Here is a 16,865-nt window from a genome sequence, read left to right as displayed (position 1 = left end):
CGAAATCGCGTTATTGGCTCCGGTATGAAACGATTTCATATCCTCGCAGACATCTACCGCGACCTGATCAAACCGGTTCTGACCTGGCCGCCACTGGCAATCGTCATCGCTTCGGTCAGCCGGACCATGGCGCGGGAGGTCATGCTGTTTGCCGGAGGTGTATCATTCTTTACCCTGCTGGCGATCTTTCCGCTGATTGCGGTCGCCGCGGTGGCCTACGGACTGATCTTCGATGCAACGGATGCCAGCCAGCAACTGGCGCGGCTGTCCAGTGTCATGCCTGAGTCGGCGCAGGCGTTTGTCGAGACCCAGATTGCCCCCCTCGCCGGAACTTCGAGGACCGCACTGTCCTTACAGGGGCTGCTGGCGCTGACCATTACGGTGTTTGCGGCATCGCGCGGTGCCAAGGCGCTGATCGCCGGCCTGAACCAGATCGCGGGCATGGGGGATTTCCGGAATGTGATCAAATTCAACGTGCTCGCCATCATGACCGTGATTGTCGGCGGTGTATTGCTGATCGTGTCGAACATCATGGTTCTTGCGATCCCCAATATCGTCCGGCCGGCCATACGATGGCTGGGCTGGGAAATCTCCATTCTGAATTCGGTATTCAACGAATGGACGGCGGTCAGCGTCACCATGATTTCCGCGCTGGTGCTGCTTTATCGCTATCTGATGCGGCGGGCAGGTGAAATCAGCTGGATTGCCTCGCTGATTGCAGCTTCGACGGCCTGCGGGTTATGGCTCTCTCTGTCGGCCGGGTTTTCGTATTATGTCAGCGGATGGGTCAATCCGACCGCCTATGGCTCGATCGGCGCACTGATCGTCTTTCTGCTCTGGATCTATTGGGGTTCTTATACGGTCTTCTTTGGCGGTGCCATGGCGGTCGAGATCGATAAAAGGCGGCTGGCTGAGCAACGTCACCGCGAATGACTGGCCAATTTTTCTGCACGCGATATAAGCGGGGCACACATCATAAATTCCCAGCCAAGGACATCTGATGAACAAGATATTTCCCGATGCCTCAACCGCACTGGACGGTGTGCTGTTTGACGGCATGACCATCATGGCCGGCGGGTTCGGCCTGTGCGGCATTCCGGAAAATGCGATTGATGCCATTCTGGACTCCGGCATCAAGGATCTGACCATCATATCGAATAATTGCGGAGTGGACGGCTTCGGGCTGGGAAAATTGCTGGATGCGAAGCGGATCCGGAAAATGGTTTCCTCCTATGTCGGCGAGAACAAGGAATTCGAGCGCCAATTCCTGTCCGGCGAGCTGGAGCTGGAATTCAACCCGCAGGGCACGCTGGCTGAACGCATCCGCGCGGGCGGGGCGGGCATTCCCGGCTTCTACGTCAAAACCGGCGTCGGCACCGTTATTGCCGAGGGCAAGGACCATCGCGATTTCAACGGCGAAACCTACATCATGGAAACCGGTCTGACGGCTGACCTTTCGATCGTGAAAGCCTGGAAGGCCGACACGCAAGGCAATCTGATCTATCGGAAAACCGCACGGAATTTCAATCCGATGATGGCGACGGCCGGCAAGGTGACGCTGGCCGAGGTTGAAGAGATCGTCGAGGTCGGCGAACTGGATGGCGATCATATCCACACGCCGGGTATATTTGTTCAGCGCCTGATCAGGGGCGAGTTTGAAAAGCGGATCGAACAGCGCACCACGCGGACGAGGGAGGGTTGATCATGGCCTGGACACGCGAAGACATGGCGCGCCGCGCGGCGCAGGAGATGGAAGACGGCTTCTACGTCAATCTCGGTATCGGTATCCCGACCCTGGTGGCGAACTTCATCGATGAAAGCATTGATGTCACGCTGCAATCGGAAAACGGCATGCTGGGCATGGGCCCTTTCCCTTATGAAGGCGAGGAAGATCCGGACCTGATCAATGCCGGCAAACAGACCATCACGGAATTACGCCGGACCAGCTATTTTTCCTCTGCCGACAGTTTTGCCATGATCCGCGGCGGGCATATCGACCTGTCCATTCTCGGCGCCATGGAAGTCTCCGAATCCGGCGACATCGCCAACTGGATGATCCCGGGCAAGATGGTCAAGGGCATGGGCGGCGCGATGGATCTCGTTGCAGGAGTCAAGCGGGTGGTGGTCATTATGGATCATACGTCCAAGACGGGTGATCCGAAGCTGTTGAAACAGTGCTCGCTGCCGCTGACCGGCACCGGCGTTGTCGACCGGATCATTACCAATCTCGGCGTCTTCGACGTGACCGGCGACGGGCTGATTCTGGTCGAGCTCGCCCCGGAGGTGACGGTGGATGACGTGAAAGCGCAGACCGAGGCCCGCTTCGCCGACGCTCTGGTTTAGAGATGGAAGGCCGATCGAATTTTCGGTGAAACACTCTCCTCTTGGTATTTGGTTTGTTGAGACTAGTTGCTTCAAGGTGCTGAGAAATGAACCTCACCACAGTCTTGTTCTTGAATTTCTTGTTGGCCACGTCTGTTTCAGGGCAAAAAGGGCCTGAAGCTCCAGAAGCAACTCTGGAGATAAACGGGCAGGTGTACACAGAGGAAATGGTCTGGGATCGCTTGGAACTGTATGAGCAAACACCGTTTACCACAGGTCTGACCGGTCAGTCGGAAGGGTCTGGTGACAACACTCCCGACCCAACCAATGCAAGCGATATGGCGTATTGCGCGATGATTGTCAGGCGCGACGGGTTCCAAACAAGGGTAGGGTCCCCGTTTTCCAGAGCTGCTCTCGCTCGGGCGCGAGTGTTAGAAGAACATCTTGATGAACTGGTCATCGAACCGAATGATGCAGAATTACTTCTTTTGGAGGCCGAAGCGATTTATGGCGAAGCGGTAGAGTACGCTAGAGCCGTCAATCCTATGATCTTCAATTTCGGTGGCCACAAACGGAATTGTATTGAAGTTGCTGATCAGCTTTCACGATAAGTGCGAACTAGCAGGAATCGGAAAATGGAGTCGAATTTCTGAAAACTCATCCCATTTGTCCGAACTGTCTTTGACTATATCGATTGCGATTGACGAAGCATTCCTTCACAACCGCGTGAGGCGCCTGTCCATAGTTTAACTAGGTAAATTATACGCGTCGTCGCATTTATCTCTCATTGCGAGGGAGACGCACAAATGCCTTTGACACGCTTTGCCCTTAACAACCCGGTCGCCATTCTGATCGGGGTCATGCTGATTGCAGTGATCGGCGCAATGAGCGTGACTCGGCTCCCCGTGCAGCTTTTTCCGGATACAAACCGGCCGCAGCTCTTCATCCAGACATTCTGGCGCGCGGCATCTCCGCAGGAAATGGAATCCCAGATCGTCGAGCCGCAGGAGCAAGCCCTTGCGGGCATTTCCGGGCTTGAAGAGCTGCGTGTAAACATTGGACAGGGCGGGGCTTTCCTGAATCTTACATTCGCCAACGGTACGGATATGGATCAGGCGTTGATCGACGTCATTGGCCGCATGAACCAGTTGCCGCCCATGCCGCTGGATGCAGTAGGCCCGAATATCAATAATGGCTTTGGCGGCGGATCGGGCGAGATCCTGATCTATTATTTCGTTCAGGCGTTGCCAGGAAATCCGCGGGAAATCAATGATTACAGCGATTTCATCAACAACACGATCGTGCCGCGCCTCTCGGCCTTGCCCGGCGTTGCCAATGCCCAGGCCAATTGGGGATTGCGGCCACAGGAATACCAGATTGTTTTCGATCCCTATCGCGCCGCGGCGCTTGGCGTCACCATTCCTGAAATCGCAGCGGCTTTGCGTGGGAATACAGATGTTTCCGGCGGTGACGCCACAATCGGCCGCCGCGCCTTCACGGTGCGGTATGAGGGCGAATACGACCCCAGCGAGCTGGCTGAACTCGTTGTTGATTGGCGTGACGGGCGGCCCGTATATCTGCGGGATGTCGCCGATGCCCGGATAGACTATGGCGAGAACAATACATTCGCCTATCAGAATGGAAATCCGGCAATCGGCATCCAGATCACGCGGGAAAACGGTGCGAATTTCCTTGCGGCTCTTGAAGCGGTGAAGGCGGAAATCGAGGCAATCAACGCGAATGAGGCGGCTGAGCTGGGGCTTTCCATGCAGCCCTCGTTCGACGCCTCCGTCTTCATATACCGTGCGATCAACCTGCTGCGCACAAATCTGGCGCTTGGGATTGTTCTGGCGATCGGCGGGCTCTGGCTGTTCCTGCGCCGCAGCCGCGCTACACTCATCATTTCACTCGCCATTCCGGTCAGCCTCCTGGCAACCTTGATCGTGCTATTTGCGCTCGGGCGCACCTTGAATGTGATTTCGCTGGCAGGGCTCGCCTTTGCCACCGGCATGGTCCTCGATGCGGCGATCGTGGTCATGGAAAACATTATCCGGAGGCGTGAAGCGGGAGATGATCCGCGCACGGCCTCGGACAAAGGAGCAGGGCAAGTCTGGGGAGCGCTGTTTGCCTCGACGACGACGACGGTCGCAATCTTTCTGCCGATTATTTTTCTGGACGATGCCGAGGGGCAGCTCTTTGCCGATCTGGCGATAACTATTGCCGTGGGCGTGGCGATTTCCATGTTTGTCGCTGTTACCATTCTGCCGGTTGCGACTGAAAAATGGGTTCGCGACAAAAACAATTCCACGGGTCAGCCGGTCATTGAAAAACTGACTACCCAACTCATGCGGATAACGGGCGGACGGTCGCGCCGCATAGGCCTGATTGCGGGACTCATAGTCGTTCCCGCCGCCGCCAGCTGGTTTCTGTTGCCCAATCTGGATTATCTGCCACCGGTTCGCCGTGATGCCATTGATGTCTTTTTTCAACTGCCGCCGGGTGCGAACCCAGCCTGGGTGGATGAAGAAGTTGCCAGTGTCGTGATCGAGCGGGCGGCTCCCTATATGGCCGGTGAGGAAGAGCCGGCGCTGCTGAACTACTATTTCGGTACATTTGGCACATTCGCCAATGCCGGATTCCGGGCCAGGAATATCGAGGATATCCGCGCGCTGGAAACACTCGTCCGGGATGAGCTGATCGCCGGCATTCCCGATGTCGGTGCCTTCGCCTTCCGCGGCGAATTGTTTGGCGGATTCGGGCAGGGTGGCGGTATCCAGATCAATCTGCAGTCCGCCGACCCAGACCGGCTTTCTGCTGCGGCCGTGGAAGGTCTGGGACTCTTGCGGGCGCGGTTTCCGGGCACCAACATCAACGCCAACCCATCACCGCAGGCAACTCAGCCCAGCCTTTCGATTCTTCCCAATGACCGCCGCATCCAGGAATCCGGCTGGACCCGGCAACAGGTCGGAAGCGTCATCGCGGCATTGGGAGATGGTCAGTTTGTCGGTGAATATTTTGATGGCGATCAACGGCTGAACATGATCCTTCGAAGTGATGGCTGGGAAAATGTACAGGAGCTGGAAGGGATTCCGGTTGCTACACCTTCCGGGGCAATTGTTCCGCTCGGCGACCTTGTCGAAGTGCGTGAAAGCCTGTCCCCGGCCGGAATTCAACGGGTAGACCGGCGCCGCACCATCACGCTCAACATCTCTCAGCCTGAAGGCCAGACGCTACAGGAAGTCCTGGATACGATTCAGGCGGAAGTCGAGCCCGTCTTGATGCAGACGCTCGGTCAGGATGGATCCATTGTTTACGGCGGCAGTGCCGACAGCCTCAATCGTGCGATCCGGACCATGCTTCAGAATTTTGCTTTTGCATTGTTCATTCTTTTCCTGATCCTTGCGGGCCTGTTCCGATCAATACGGGATGCGTTGCTGGTTCTAATCTCCATCCCGTTGGCCACAGTCGGCGGTGTGGCCGTGCTACGTATTCTCGACATGGTCATGCAGGCGACCACGCAGCAAAGACAGCCGCTGGACCTGCTGACCATGATGGGCTTCATCATTCTTCTGGGGCTGGTTATCAACAATGCTATTCTGCTGGTTGATCAAACGCGGCAGGGCGAGCGCGAAGGCCTGTCGCGAACCGATGCGGTAGAGCAAGCATTGCGCATCCGGCTTCGTCCGATTTTCATGTCCACCCTGACCAGCATACTGGGCATGACCCCATTGCTGGTTTTCCCCGGTGCCGGCAGCGAAATCTATCGCGGTCTTGCGGCGGCGATTGTCGGCGGCATGAGTGTCAGCCTGATTTTTACCCTTATCCTTATTCCTAGCCTGCTAAGGCTGGGCGAGCATTCACCGGCCCGTCAGGGTCAATCCGGACTCGCACCGGCGGAGTAACCTGATGCCTCTCAAACATATGATCATGCTCATTGCTGCGTTTATGATGTCAGCAACGATAACTCTGGCCCAACAAGGACAGGGTGAGGGGGGACCACCGCCGGCCCCTGTGCGGATCGGTTTGGCCATTGAAGCCGACATGGCGCCGACCATTCAAAGTCCCGCAACCGTTGTCAGCCGCAGTGATTCCCGTATTGCCTCGGAAGGTGTCGGCCGAGTGGTCTATGTCGCGGAGCCGGGAGATCTGGTTTCGGAAGGCGAGGCTGTGGCGCGGCTGGATGATGCGGAGCCACGTCTGCAATTGGGTGAAGCGCAAGCGCGTTTGGCGCGTCTGTCAGCCAACGCTGACTACCAGAATGCGGAATACGAGCGCTGGTCGCGACTGGCAGACGCCGGCACGGCCCCTCAAACCCGTCTGCGAGAGGCCGAACTGGCGCGGAATCTGGCGTTGCAGGAGGTGGCGGAGGCCCGTAGTGCGGTCCAACGCGCGCGGCTGACACTGGAGCGAATGGAAATTCTTGCTCCGTTTGATGGCCGTGTCGTCGAGCGTCTGATTGAAGTCGGTGAGTATTCAAATCCGGGGCGGGAGATCGTCCGCCTTGTAAACACTTCGGCGCTGGAAGCCCGCGCACAGGCCCCGATTGCAGTTGCGGCATACATAACAGTTGGAGAGGAGGTATCCGTCAGCGATGGCGAGCAGGCCATCAATGCGCCCGTGCGCCGGATTATCCCTGTGGGTGACGAGGCAACGCGCACCTTCGAGGTTCGCGTTGATCTGGAAGACTCGCCCTGGATCGCTGGAACGGCGGTCCGGGTGCATTTGCCGCGCGCGCCCAGTGAGCATGTCATAGCTGTGCCGCAAGATGCGCTCGTGCTGCGGTCGCAAGGCTCTCATGTCTGGGTGGTCGAAGAGGATGACACTGTGCGTCAGGTTCACGTCGAGGCCGGAACCCGCGGTGACGGTATGATCGCTGTCACAGGCGAACTGGAAGCTGGCGACCGGGTTGTCGTGCGCGGTGCGGAAAATCTGCGCCCGGGACAGGCCGTCAACATCCTTGGTGACCTGGCATCGGCAAATGGCGCAACGGGTGGCGGCAATATTGCCAACTAGCGTCTGCTAGCAAACCGGGACGTTGATCGCGAGACCGCCTTGCGAGGTCTCCTTGTACTTGTCCGACATGTCCTTGGCGACGTCGCTCATCGTCTTGATCACCTGATCCAGCGAAACCTTGTGTTCGCCATCGCCTGACAAGGCGAGGCGGGCCGCATCGATGGCTTTCACGGCACCAATGGCATTGCGCTCAATGCAGGGGATTTGTACCAACCCGGCGACCGGATCGCAGGTCAGGCCGAGATTGTGCTCCATGCCGATCTCGGCGGCGTTCTCGATCTGCTGGTTGGTGCCGCCCATAGCTGCGGCCAAGCCTCCGGCGGCCATTGAACAGGCGACACCGACTTCCCCCTGGCATCCGGCTTCCGCGCCGGAGATAGAGGCATTCTTCTTGTAGAGCGCTCCGATCGCCGCTGCGGTCAGGAAGAAACGCAACATCGATTCCGTATCGCCTGTGCGGCGATGGTGCCGGTCGAAATAGCGGGCGACGGCTGGAATGATACCGGCGGCACCATTGGTCGGCGCGGTGACGACGCGCCCGCCCGCGGCGTTTTCCTCGTTGACGGCCATGGCCCAGAGATTGATCCAATCCATCGCGGTGAGAGGATCGGCTTCGGCCTTGTCCGGATTCTCCAGAAGGGAGCGATGCATCTTTGCGGCGCGCCGCTTCACATTCAATCCACCCGGCAAAATGCCATCATGGCGCAGACCGCGATCAATGCAGTCCTCCATAGCTTTCCAGATGGTCTTGATGCCGTCACGAATTTCCGCTTCGGAGCGGAAAGCCATCTCGTTCGCCAGCATGATTTCCGGAATCGAGAGGCCGTGTTCCTTGCCAATTGCGATGAGCTCGTCGCCAGTGTTGAAGGGGTAGGGCTCTCCCTCCTGATCACCGACTGCGGAGTTGCGTCCGGCTTCGCGTTCATCAATGACGAAACCGCCGCCGATGGAATACCATATTTCCTCGCGCAGAACTTCACCATATTTATCCAAAGCACGGAATTTCATTGCATTTGAGTGGAAAGGCAGGCGTGTCCCACCATCAAAGATCAGATCTTCTCCGGCGTTGAAAGTGATTTCATATTCGCCGCCGGCCTTGAGCCGGTTTTCCTTCCGGATACGCTCGATTTTCCCCGCCATGGAGTCGGGGTCGATGGTGGCCGGATCCTCGCCTTCGAGGCCCAAAAGGATTGCATTGTCTGTGCCATGCCCGACGCCGGTAAAGGCCAGTGAGCCATAAAGCTCGGCCTGAAGGCGCGTGATGGATTCCAGGCCGTGCTCATCTTGCACACGCGAGACAAATGTTGCGGCGGCTTTCATCGGCCCGACCGTATGGGAACTGGAAGGGCCGACGCCGATCTTGAAGAGGTCGAAGACGCCTAGATGCATGGGGTCAGCCTTCGCCCAGACCGCGGTCAGGTGTAAAAGCGTTGAAACAGAGGATTGTCTGGGTGTCCTTGATTCCCGGCAGGACTTGCAGGCGCTGGTTTACAAAGCGGCCGATATCCTCGTCGGCCTCGACCGAAAAATGCGCGAGGAGATCATAAACGCCGGAGACCGAATGGACATGCCGTGCCTCGTCGATCTGATCGACGATGTCACTGGCCACATCATAAGTCCGGCCCAGCTCGCATTTGATAAAAACGTAGAATTGACGCATCACACCCTCACTGACTGTCGCAGTCTTTCTAGGCTTAAACGCCTTTGCTTCCTACATGGAATGTCCGCCATTTAACGCAATGGCCTGGCCATTCACGCTGCGGCTGTCCGGATGGCAGAGCCAGCCGGCAATCTCGGCGACTTCCTCGACTTCCAGAAGCCGGCCTTGCGGATTGCTCTTGGCCAGCTCGGCAATCGCCTGGTCACGGTTGGCACCGGTTTTCTCGATGATCGTCCGGATCGCGCCTTCCGCCATTTCGGTACGGACGTAGCCGGGGCATATCGCATTCACCGTCGTGTTGGTCTTCGCCCATTCAGCCGCCAGCGCCCGGGTCATACCGATGACCGCATGTTTCGAGGCGCAATAATGAGAGATGTAAGGTCCTCCTGAAAGCCCCGCGATCGAGGAAATATTGATGAGGCGGCCGGAGTCTGCAGCGCGCAAATCATTGGTCACCGCCCGGGTGCAGCGGAACACGCCGGTGACATTGACGTCCTGGATACGCAGGAATTCTTCCTCGCTCATGCGATGAAACGGGGCGGAAGAGGCAATGCCGGCATTGTTCACCAAAATGGTGACCGCCCCCCCTGCGCGCGCGGCATCGAAAGCTGTTGCAACGCTTGCGGCATCAGTGACATCGCACTGGATCGCGCGGGCCCGGGGGATACTGGCCGCTCCGGTTTCAAGGCGTTCCAGATTTCGGCCCATTAGCACACAATTGGCACCATCCGTGGCCAGCCGCCGTGCGATGGCGAGCCCGATGCCTGTTCCGCCGCCTGTGATTACCGCCGTCTGGCCGGTCAAGTGTCCCATTTATCTATCCCTTTTCCAGTGTCCGAATGTGCCGCCGCTGGCCGCCAATTCCCGGATCAGCGGGGAGGGCGTCCACCATTTGGGGCCGTATTTTTCCTGATAATTTTCCAGACGCTCGAGAATATGCCCGGCACCGAGCTCGTCTGCATAAAACATGGGGCCGCCGCGATAACGCGGGAAACCGTACCCATTGGCATAAACCACGTCGATATCGCTGGCCCGCTGGGCAATGCCCTCTGACAGGATGGCCGCGCCCTCATTGATCAGCGCCAGCATGCAGCGCTCGACAATCTCCTCGCTGGAGACGTCGCGCCGTTTTACGCCGTGCTCCGCGGCGAGTTGTTCGATGATGGCGTTGACATCCGGGTCAGGTCGGGGCGTGCGGTTGCCAGGTTCGTAATTATAAATGCCCGCACCTGTCTTCTGACCTTTGCGGCCTATTTCCACAAGCCGGTCCTGAAGCAGGGAGGCGAGGGGCTCGTAATCCTCGCCCGCCGTCATGGAACGGCGATTGTCATAGCCGATATCCAGTCCGGCCAGATCAGCCATGGCCAGCGGCCCCATTGGCATGCCAAAATCGTACAGCGCCTTGTCGACGGCTTCAGGTGCCGCGCCTTCCATCATGCACAGCCCGGCCTCACGGCCATAACCTTTCAGCATGCGATTGCCGATGAAGCCATGGCAAACGCCCGACACGACAGGGACCTTCTTGATCCGCTTTGCGGCGTCCAGTGCTGTCGCCAACGTGATGTCGTATGTCTTCGCCCCGCGTACGATTTCAAGAAGGCGCATGACATTGGCCGGCGAAAAGAAATGCATGCCCAGAATACGGGCCGGATCCTTTGTCGCGGCAGCTATCGAATCGACATCCAGATAGGAGGTGTTGGTGGCCAGAATGGCGTCGGCGCGTGCAACCTTGTCCAGCTCCGCGAAGACAGCTTTCTTGACGTCCATCCGCTCGAAAACCGCTTCGATAATCAGATCACAGGCAGAAAACGCCTCCCAATTGTGGGCGGGCTGGATACGGTCATAGCGATCCAGGGCTTCGGCTTCACTGGTTCGTCCTTTGGCCGCAGATGCCATGTACAGGCTGCGAATTCTCTCCATTCCCGCTTTCAAGGCGTCGGCATTGGCATCAAAGAGGCGGACAGAGAAACCGGCATTGGCAAAGGCCATGGCGATGCCGCTGCCCATCGTTCCCGAACCCACGACGCCAATCAGACCAAGCGATTTTGGTGAGGCGTTCAGGCCGTCGACTTTGGCGGAGAGGCGTTCGGAGAAGAAAAGATGACGCATGGCGCGGGATTGCGGCCCGCCAATCAGTTCGAGAAAAAGCTCTCGTTCTTTTTCCAGTCCCTGCTCAAACGGCAGGGCAGCGGAAGCGAGGACGGCTTCGGTGGCCTTATCAACCGCAATCTGGCCGCGCCGCGCCTTTGCTGCCTTGGCCAATTCTGCGTCGATGGCGGGCTGATCCACAACCGGCGACGGCAGGTCCCTGATCCGGCGTTTTTGCGATTGCTGCATCGCAAATTCAATGGCGTTTTCGAGGATGTCCCCATCAGAGATTTCATCACACAGGCCGGTTTTGACGGCCCGCGTGGCATCAATCGGTTTGCCATCAAGCGTCATGCCAAGCGTTGCGGCGATGCCGGCAAGGCGGGGCGCGCGTTGGGTGCCTCCAGCCCCCGGGAAAATGCCCAGATCAATCTCCGGAAAACCGATACGCGCCTTGCGGTCAATGATGCGATAATCGCAGCCGAGGGCGGTTTCGAGCCCGCCCCCCAGCGCCATACCGTGAATGGCCGCGATTACAGGTGCCGGGCAATCTTCAAGGGCGGCAATCATCTCCGGCAAAGAGGGCGATTGCGGCGGTTTGCCGAACTCTGTGATATCGGCACCGGCAAAAAACGTGCGGCCTTCACAATGCAACACGGCACATCTGGCACCGCCAATATCTGCAAGCGCCGTGACGACGCCTGCGCGAACAGCGTGCCCCAGGGCATTTACCGGCGGATTATTTACCCGGATGACAAGGCAATCCCCGCGGCTTTCGGTGCTAACAATTTCACTCATGTGACAGCCGCCTTCTGTTTGAAACGGGCCTGGTTCCATTCGTTCGTTGTCATGACATCGCGCAGAGTGTCCACTGCGTTCCAGACATCGGCATAGGAATTGTAGAGCGGTGCAAAGCCGAAACGGAGAATGTCCGGGGCCCTGAAATCCCCGATCACACCACGCGCAATCAGCGCCTGCATGATGGCATAGCCTTCCGGATGACGAAAACTCACCTGACTGCCGCGGTCCTCGGCCTCAAGTGGGCAGGCGGGCTCAAAGCCGAACGCGCCACAGCGCTGTTCAACCAGCTGGATGAAGAGATCACCGAGCGCCGAAGATTTGCTGCGCAGCGCGGCCATATCGGCTTCCAGCATCAGATCGACGCCGGTTTCCAGCGCAGCACAGCCAATGATTCCCGGCGTGCCGCACTGAAAGCGATGAATGCCCGGGCCTGGCGTATAGGTATCGTCGAAGGCAAAGGGCTGTTTGTGACCCAGCCAGCCGGACAGGGCCGGAAACACTTTTTCCTGATGCCGACGTGCCACGAATGTGAAGGCCGGAGCGCCGGGTCCGCCATTGAGATACTTATATCCGCAACCGACAGCAAAATCGGCTTCGCAGCCATTGAGGTCGACCGGCATGGCCCCGCAGGAATGTGACAAATCCCAGATGACCGGTACGCCTGCGGCATGAGCGGCAGCGGTTATCGCCTTCATATCGCGGACCCGGCCGGTCTTGTAATGGGTGTGGGTCAGGAGGAGGGCGGCTGTCGTATCATCCAGATTTTCAATAATCGCATCCGGTTCAACAAGGCGAGCCGTGATCCGGTCCGGTGCAATCGCGGCCAGGCCTTCGGTCATATAGGCGTCGGTTGGAAAATTCCCGGTTTCCGTAAGCAAAATATTGCGGTCAGAATTCAGTTGAAGGCAGGCTGTCAAGCATTTGAAGACATTGACAGAGGTGCTATCACCGACAATGACTTCACCCGATTTGACGCCGATCAGTTTCGCGATCTTGTCGCCGATCCGCGTGGGAGCGTTGATCCAGTCATTGGTGTTCCATGAGCGGATGAGATCCTGCCCCCATTCACGGGCGACAACATCATTGATCCGCTCGCGTGCGGCTTTAGGCAAGCAGCCAAGCGAATTACCATCCAGATAAATCACGCCATCGGGTATCTCGAAGCGGTCGCGGAAGAATGCGACGGGGTCGCCTAAATCCAGCCGTTCGATGTCGTCAAGGCCGATCTGGCTCATGTCAAAGCTCTCTCAACAACGCCCGGACCGGGGAGGCATCAGCCCCCTCGATCTTCAATGGTGCAGCGATCAGTTCGTAGCGGCCTTCGGTGACATCATCCAGCACCAGGCCTTCGAGAATGGCCATTCCGGCGCGTTTGACGGCGTGGTGCGCGTCCAGGGTTTTCGATGTTTCGGGGTCAAGCGACGGTCCATCCATGCCAACCAGCTTCACGCCTGCATGATGCAGGGCATCAATCGTGTCCGGTGCGATCGCCGCATAGTCCGAGACCCATTGATCGTGCGGAAAGCGGTCAAAGGTGCGGAACAGAATGCGTTTGCAACCTGCGGCATTTTCGAGGTTGAAATCAGTGGGGCGCACAAGATTGGTCGCCTTGCGGACATCAAAGACGTGGCAGGTGCCGATATAGATCTCCGGATCCACCTCCGCGATGGCCTTGCCCTGCGGATCATAATGAAGCGGGGCATCAGCATGGGCACCGGAATGGGTGGAGAGCGTCAGCCGGGAGACATTGACCGGACAGTCCGGCTCGATTGTCCAGACTTGATCCAGCGAAAAGGCGGTGTCCCCGGGCCAGACGGGCAGGGCGGGCCGCAGGGTTTGGGATATGTCGATCAATCGTTTCCCCATCAGAGCGAAGTCCTGACCGTCCACAATTCAGGGAAAAAACGCAGATCCAGCGCCTTGACGAGATAGGAGACGCCGCCCGTGCCGCCGGTGCCGCGGCGATAGCCGATGATGCGCTCCACGGTCTTCATGTGATTGAAGCGCCAGAGCTGGAATTTGTGTTCCACATCCACCAGCTTTTCGGCCATTTCATACAGCTGCCAGTGATCCTCGATGTTGGAATAGACCTCTTTCCAGGCCGCCTCGACTTCAGCGCTGGGCTTGTAGGGTTCTGACCAGTCCCGCTCCAGACGGTCGGCCGGAATATCAAACCCGGCTTTGGCCAGTTGTTTCAAAGCTTCGTCGTAAATGCTGGGGAGATTGAGATATTTCCGCACGGCATCTGCGTGCTCGGATTTTCCGTGGACCCGGGCCATGGCCGCATTCTTGTTGCCCAGGCGGTATTCCAGCATGCGGTATTGATAGCTCTGGAAGCCGGAACTCTGGCCCAGCCGGTCGCGGAACTTCAGGTAATCGGCAGGCGTCATGGTGGCCAGAATGGCCCAGGATTGCGTCAGCTGTTCCTGGATCCGGGCGATGCGCGACAGCATTTTTGACGCCGGGCCGAATTCCCCCCGATTGATACAATCAATGGCGGCATCAAGTTCGTGCAGGCAGAGCTTGAGCCATAATTCCGAAGCCTGGTGGATGATGATGAACATCATCTCGTCGTGCTCCGCGGTCAAAGGCGATTGGGCTTTCAGGATGTGGTCGAGCTTGAGATAAGCCCCATAGGACAGGCCGCCTTCCGGGGACCAGTGAACGTCTTCGCCCGACAGATCGACGGATGTGCTGATGGTTTCAGGCATTTGCAGGGTCCAGTCATTTGATTTGCGCGAAGACTAGTCCGGGAGGTGCCGGGACGGAAGGCGGCATGATGTATCCGGATCAACTGCACCGGAAATGGAAAGGGCGGCCCGACAGGACCGCCCCTTTTTTACTCTGAAACAAGGTCTACCAGCCGCAATTACGGCCCTCATTCTCTTCTTCCAGATGCGTCATCAATGGCTGGAAATAAGCGATGATCGCGGACCCGTCCATTTCGCGCGTGCCGGTAAAGGCTTCCAGCGCGTCCGGCCAGGGCTGTGACGCGCCCATTTCCATCATCTCGTTGAAACGGCGGCCAACTTCCTCATTGCCATAGACGGTGCAGCGGTGAAGCGGTCCTTCCCATCCGGCCATTTCACACGCGGCCTGCTGGAACTGGAATTGCAGGATATAGCTGAGAAAATAGCGTAGATACGGGACATTATTGGCGATGTGATATTTGGCACCCGGATCAAATGCGGTGTCCGGCCGGTCCACGGGCGGGTAAACGCCCTGATACTGATCACGAAGCTCCCACCATGCGGAATTGTATTCCTCTGGCGTGATCTCGCCGCGGAAGACGCGCCAGCGCCATTGATCCATCATCACCGCAAACGGCAGGAAAGCGATCTTGTCGAGCGCCAGGTCCATCAGGAGCCCGAGATCGGCTTCGGCCCCCGGCACCTGATCGGCGGCGAGCAGATCGATCTGGACGAGATATTCCGGCGTCACTGACAGCGCGACAAAATCACCAATGGCTTCGTGGAAACCGTCATGAGCGCCATTCTGGAACAGCGTGTCCTGATCCTGATAAGCGCGTTGATAATAGTTGTGACCCAGCTCGTGGTGAACCGTACGGAAGTCCTCAGCGTTCACATTGGTGCACATCTTGATGCGGATATCATCGCGGGAATCGAGGTTCCATGCCGAGGCATGACAAACCACATCCCGGTCCCGCGGGCGCGTGATCAGCGACCGGTCCCAGAAGGATTGCGGCAACGGGTCGAGGCCAAGAGAGGTATAGAAACGTTCACCGGCCTCGACCATCTCATGGGCGTCGTAGTCGGCGGCCACCAGCAATTCGGTCAGGTCATAGCCGGGATCGGATGATCCGACGCTGACAATGTCACTGATAGGGGACCAGCCCTGTGCCCACATATTGCCCAGCAAATCCGCACGGATCGGGCCGGAGGCAGCTTGGACCGCATCGCCATATTCTTCATTCAGTTCTGCCCGCGCATAGCAATGAAGCTGTTCGTAGAGCGGCTCGACCTGCCCCCAGAGCCGTTCGACCTCGGCTTCCATTTCGTCGGCCGGCATGTCGTAATTTGACAACCACATCTCGGCGAGATCGGAAAAGCCGAGCTCGCGCGCGCCCTCATTGGCCAGGTCGACCATGGCCGCATAATCCTGGCTCATCTGTTCGGGATTGATGGCATCGCGCCACTGGCGCCACATGGCGGACAGGACATCCGGGTCGCGCTCGGTTCCCATCAGCACTTCCATCGTATCCAGCGGAACTGCGTCCAGGTCGATATCCTCCCGGCCGGTGGCCTCGGTGATCTCCTCTGCGGTGATAAGCTCCGGGTCCAGGGAAACGGTTCCGGTCGAGTAGGCCGAGCTCATCCGCGTGGTCAGCTCTGCCAATTCCTCAGCCGCTCCGGCTCGGGACGGGGCGGGCAGGGTGATGCCTGCCGTCAGATTGGTCATCTTGCGGCGCAGATCCAGCGGCAGATCAAGATCGGCAAAAGGGGCGGTGCCAAGCGCCATGCGGACAGCCATTTCGGTGCCTTCGGCGCTGACCCGGCTCACCAGATATTCGGTGTCTTCGGTGATGAAGTTGGAATAAACCCAGAAAACACGGCTCGCATATTCATTGAATTCGGCAAGTTCGGCCTCTGTTTCCTCAAGGAAGGCCCTCGCGTCTGCGGCGGTCAGACTGCCCGAATCGGATGTCATCTCGCTTCCGGAATTGTCCTGGTCCAAATTCGCTGCGTCACTCTGGCTTTCGCTACATCCGGCAGCGGCCAGCAGGGCCATGCCTGCGACACCATACATCCACGTTTTCATGCTCTTCTCCCGTAAGGCGACAGAAATTCAGTTTACCTTTATCGCGTGTGTTGAGCGGAAAGTAACCCCCGCATCTGTGTGTTCACCTACGCTTGGCCGAATGATTGGATTCCGATGCAGATCGCTGCGGCAATATTTTTTGGGAGAGTCTAACGGAATTATTGGTGTCATCCCGAGTTTCGGTATAGGCTTGTGAAGACTG

At 58.0% G+C, this 16,865-nt stretch carries 14 protein-coding genes; 6 read left to right on the top strand and 8 right to left on the bottom strand.

What is annotated here, in order from left to right; translation table 11 throughout:
* Window positions 1–24: 24 nt before the first annotated feature.
* From DBR16_RS06045 to DBR16_RS06020, 6 genes are all read left to right on the top strand, one after another.
* On the top strand, window positions 25–933 hold the full coding sequence (locus DBR16_RS06045; RefSeq protein WP_109260352.1) for a YihY/virulence factor BrkB family protein: 909 nt from the start codon (window positions 25–27) through the stop codon (window positions 931–933).
* Between the two features lie 67 nt (window positions 934–1,000).
* The gene (locus DBR16_RS06040) at window positions 1,001–1,702 is read left to right on the top strand and encodes a CoA transferase subunit A (protein WP_109260351.1); all 702 of its coding nucleotides are present in this window, start codon (window positions 1,001–1,003) and stop codon (window positions 1,700–1,702) included.
* Between the two features lie 2 nt (window positions 1,703–1,704).
* Entirely contained in the window at window positions 1,705–2,343 is a 639-nt protein-coding gene (locus tag DBR16_RS06035) for a CoA transferase subunit B (RefSeq protein WP_109260350.1), read from the top strand.
* An 86-nt stretch (window positions 2,344–2,429) separates the two neighbouring features.
* Complete coding sequence (locus tag DBR16_RS06030; RefSeq protein WP_109260349.1) at window positions 2,430–2,933, top strand: hypothetical protein; 504 nt, start codon at window positions 2,430–2,432, stop codon at window positions 2,931–2,933.
* A gap of 195 nt (window positions 2,934–3,128) precedes the next feature.
* The gene (locus tag DBR16_RS06025) at window positions 3,129–6,224 is read left to right on the top strand and encodes an efflux RND transporter permease subunit (protein ID WP_109260348.1); all 3,096 of its coding nucleotides are present in this window, start codon (window positions 3,129–3,131) and stop codon (window positions 6,222–6,224) included.
* Between the two features lie 139 nt (window positions 6,225–6,363).
* On the top strand, window positions 6,364–7,335 hold the full coding sequence (locus DBR16_RS06020) for an efflux RND transporter periplasmic adaptor subunit (protein ID WP_161539423.1): 972 nt from the start codon (window positions 6,364–6,366) through the stop codon (window positions 7,333–7,335).
* A gap of 6 nt (window positions 7,336–7,341) precedes the next feature.
* Here DBR16_RS06020 and DBR16_RS06015 read toward each other — a convergent pair whose 3' ends face one another.
* The 8 genes from DBR16_RS06015 to DBR16_RS05980 all read right to left on the bottom strand — a co-directional run bounded on the left by DBR16_RS06015 (window position 7,342) and on the right by DBR16_RS05980 (window position 16,663).
* Window positions 7,342–8,724, bottom strand: a complete 1,383-nt coding sequence (locus tag DBR16_RS06015; protein ID WP_109260346.1) for an L-serine ammonia-lyase — start codon at window positions 8,722–8,724, stop codon at window positions 7,342–7,344.
* 4 nt (window positions 8,725–8,728) lie between these two features.
* On the bottom strand, window positions 8,729–8,995 hold the full coding sequence (locus DBR16_RS06010) for an Lrp/AsnC ligand binding domain-containing protein (RefSeq protein WP_109260345.1): 267 nt from the start codon (window positions 8,993–8,995) through the stop codon (window positions 8,729–8,731).
* A gap of 51 nt (window positions 8,996–9,046) precedes the next feature.
* Entirely contained in the window at window positions 9,047–9,808 is a 762-nt protein-coding gene (locus tag DBR16_RS06005) for an SDR family NAD(P)-dependent oxidoreductase (protein ID WP_109260344.1), read from the bottom strand.
* Entirely contained in the window at window positions 9,809–11,881 is a 2,073-nt protein-coding gene (locus DBR16_RS06000) for a 3-hydroxyacyl-CoA dehydrogenase NAD-binding domain-containing protein (RefSeq protein WP_109260343.1), read from the bottom strand. It lies immediately after the preceding gene.
* Window positions 11,878–13,119 carry a kynureninase gene (gene kynU, locus DBR16_RS05995; RefSeq protein ID WP_109260342.1) on the bottom strand — a complete coding sequence of 414 codons (1,242 nt, stop codon included), beginning with the start codon at window positions 13,117–13,119 and terminating at the stop codon, window positions 11,878–11,880. Before kynU ends, DBR16_RS06000 begins: the two co-directional genes overlap by 4 nt.
* Before the next feature lies 1 nt (window position 13,120).
* Complete coding sequence (gene kynB / locus DBR16_RS05990) at window positions 13,121–13,750, bottom strand: arylformamidase (protein ID WP_109260341.1); 630 nt, start codon at window positions 13,748–13,750, stop codon at window positions 13,121–13,123.
* Window positions 13,750–14,595 (bottom strand): tryptophan 2,3-dioxygenase, encoded by an 846-nt coding sequence (locus tag DBR16_RS05985; protein ID WP_109260340.1) that lies wholly within the window; start codon window positions 14,593–14,595, stop codon window positions 13,750–13,752. The genes kynB and DBR16_RS05985 overlap by 1 nt, the downstream gene beginning before the upstream one ends.
* 145 nt (window positions 14,596–14,740) lie before the next feature.
* Window positions 14,741–16,663 carry a M2 family metallopeptidase gene (locus tag DBR16_RS05980; RefSeq protein WP_109260339.1) on the bottom strand — a complete coding sequence of 641 codons (1,923 nt, stop codon included), beginning with the start codon at window positions 16,661–16,663 and terminating at the stop codon, window positions 14,741–14,743.
* Between the last annotated feature and the right edge of the window lie 202 nt (window positions 16,664–16,865).

This window comes from Hyphobacterium indicum (genome assembly GCF_003129605.1).
GTDB lineage: Bacteria > Pseudomonadota > Alphaproteobacteria > Caulobacterales > Maricaulaceae > Hyphobacterium > Hyphobacterium indicum.
This window is presented reverse-complemented; position numbering and strand designations above follow the sequence as displayed.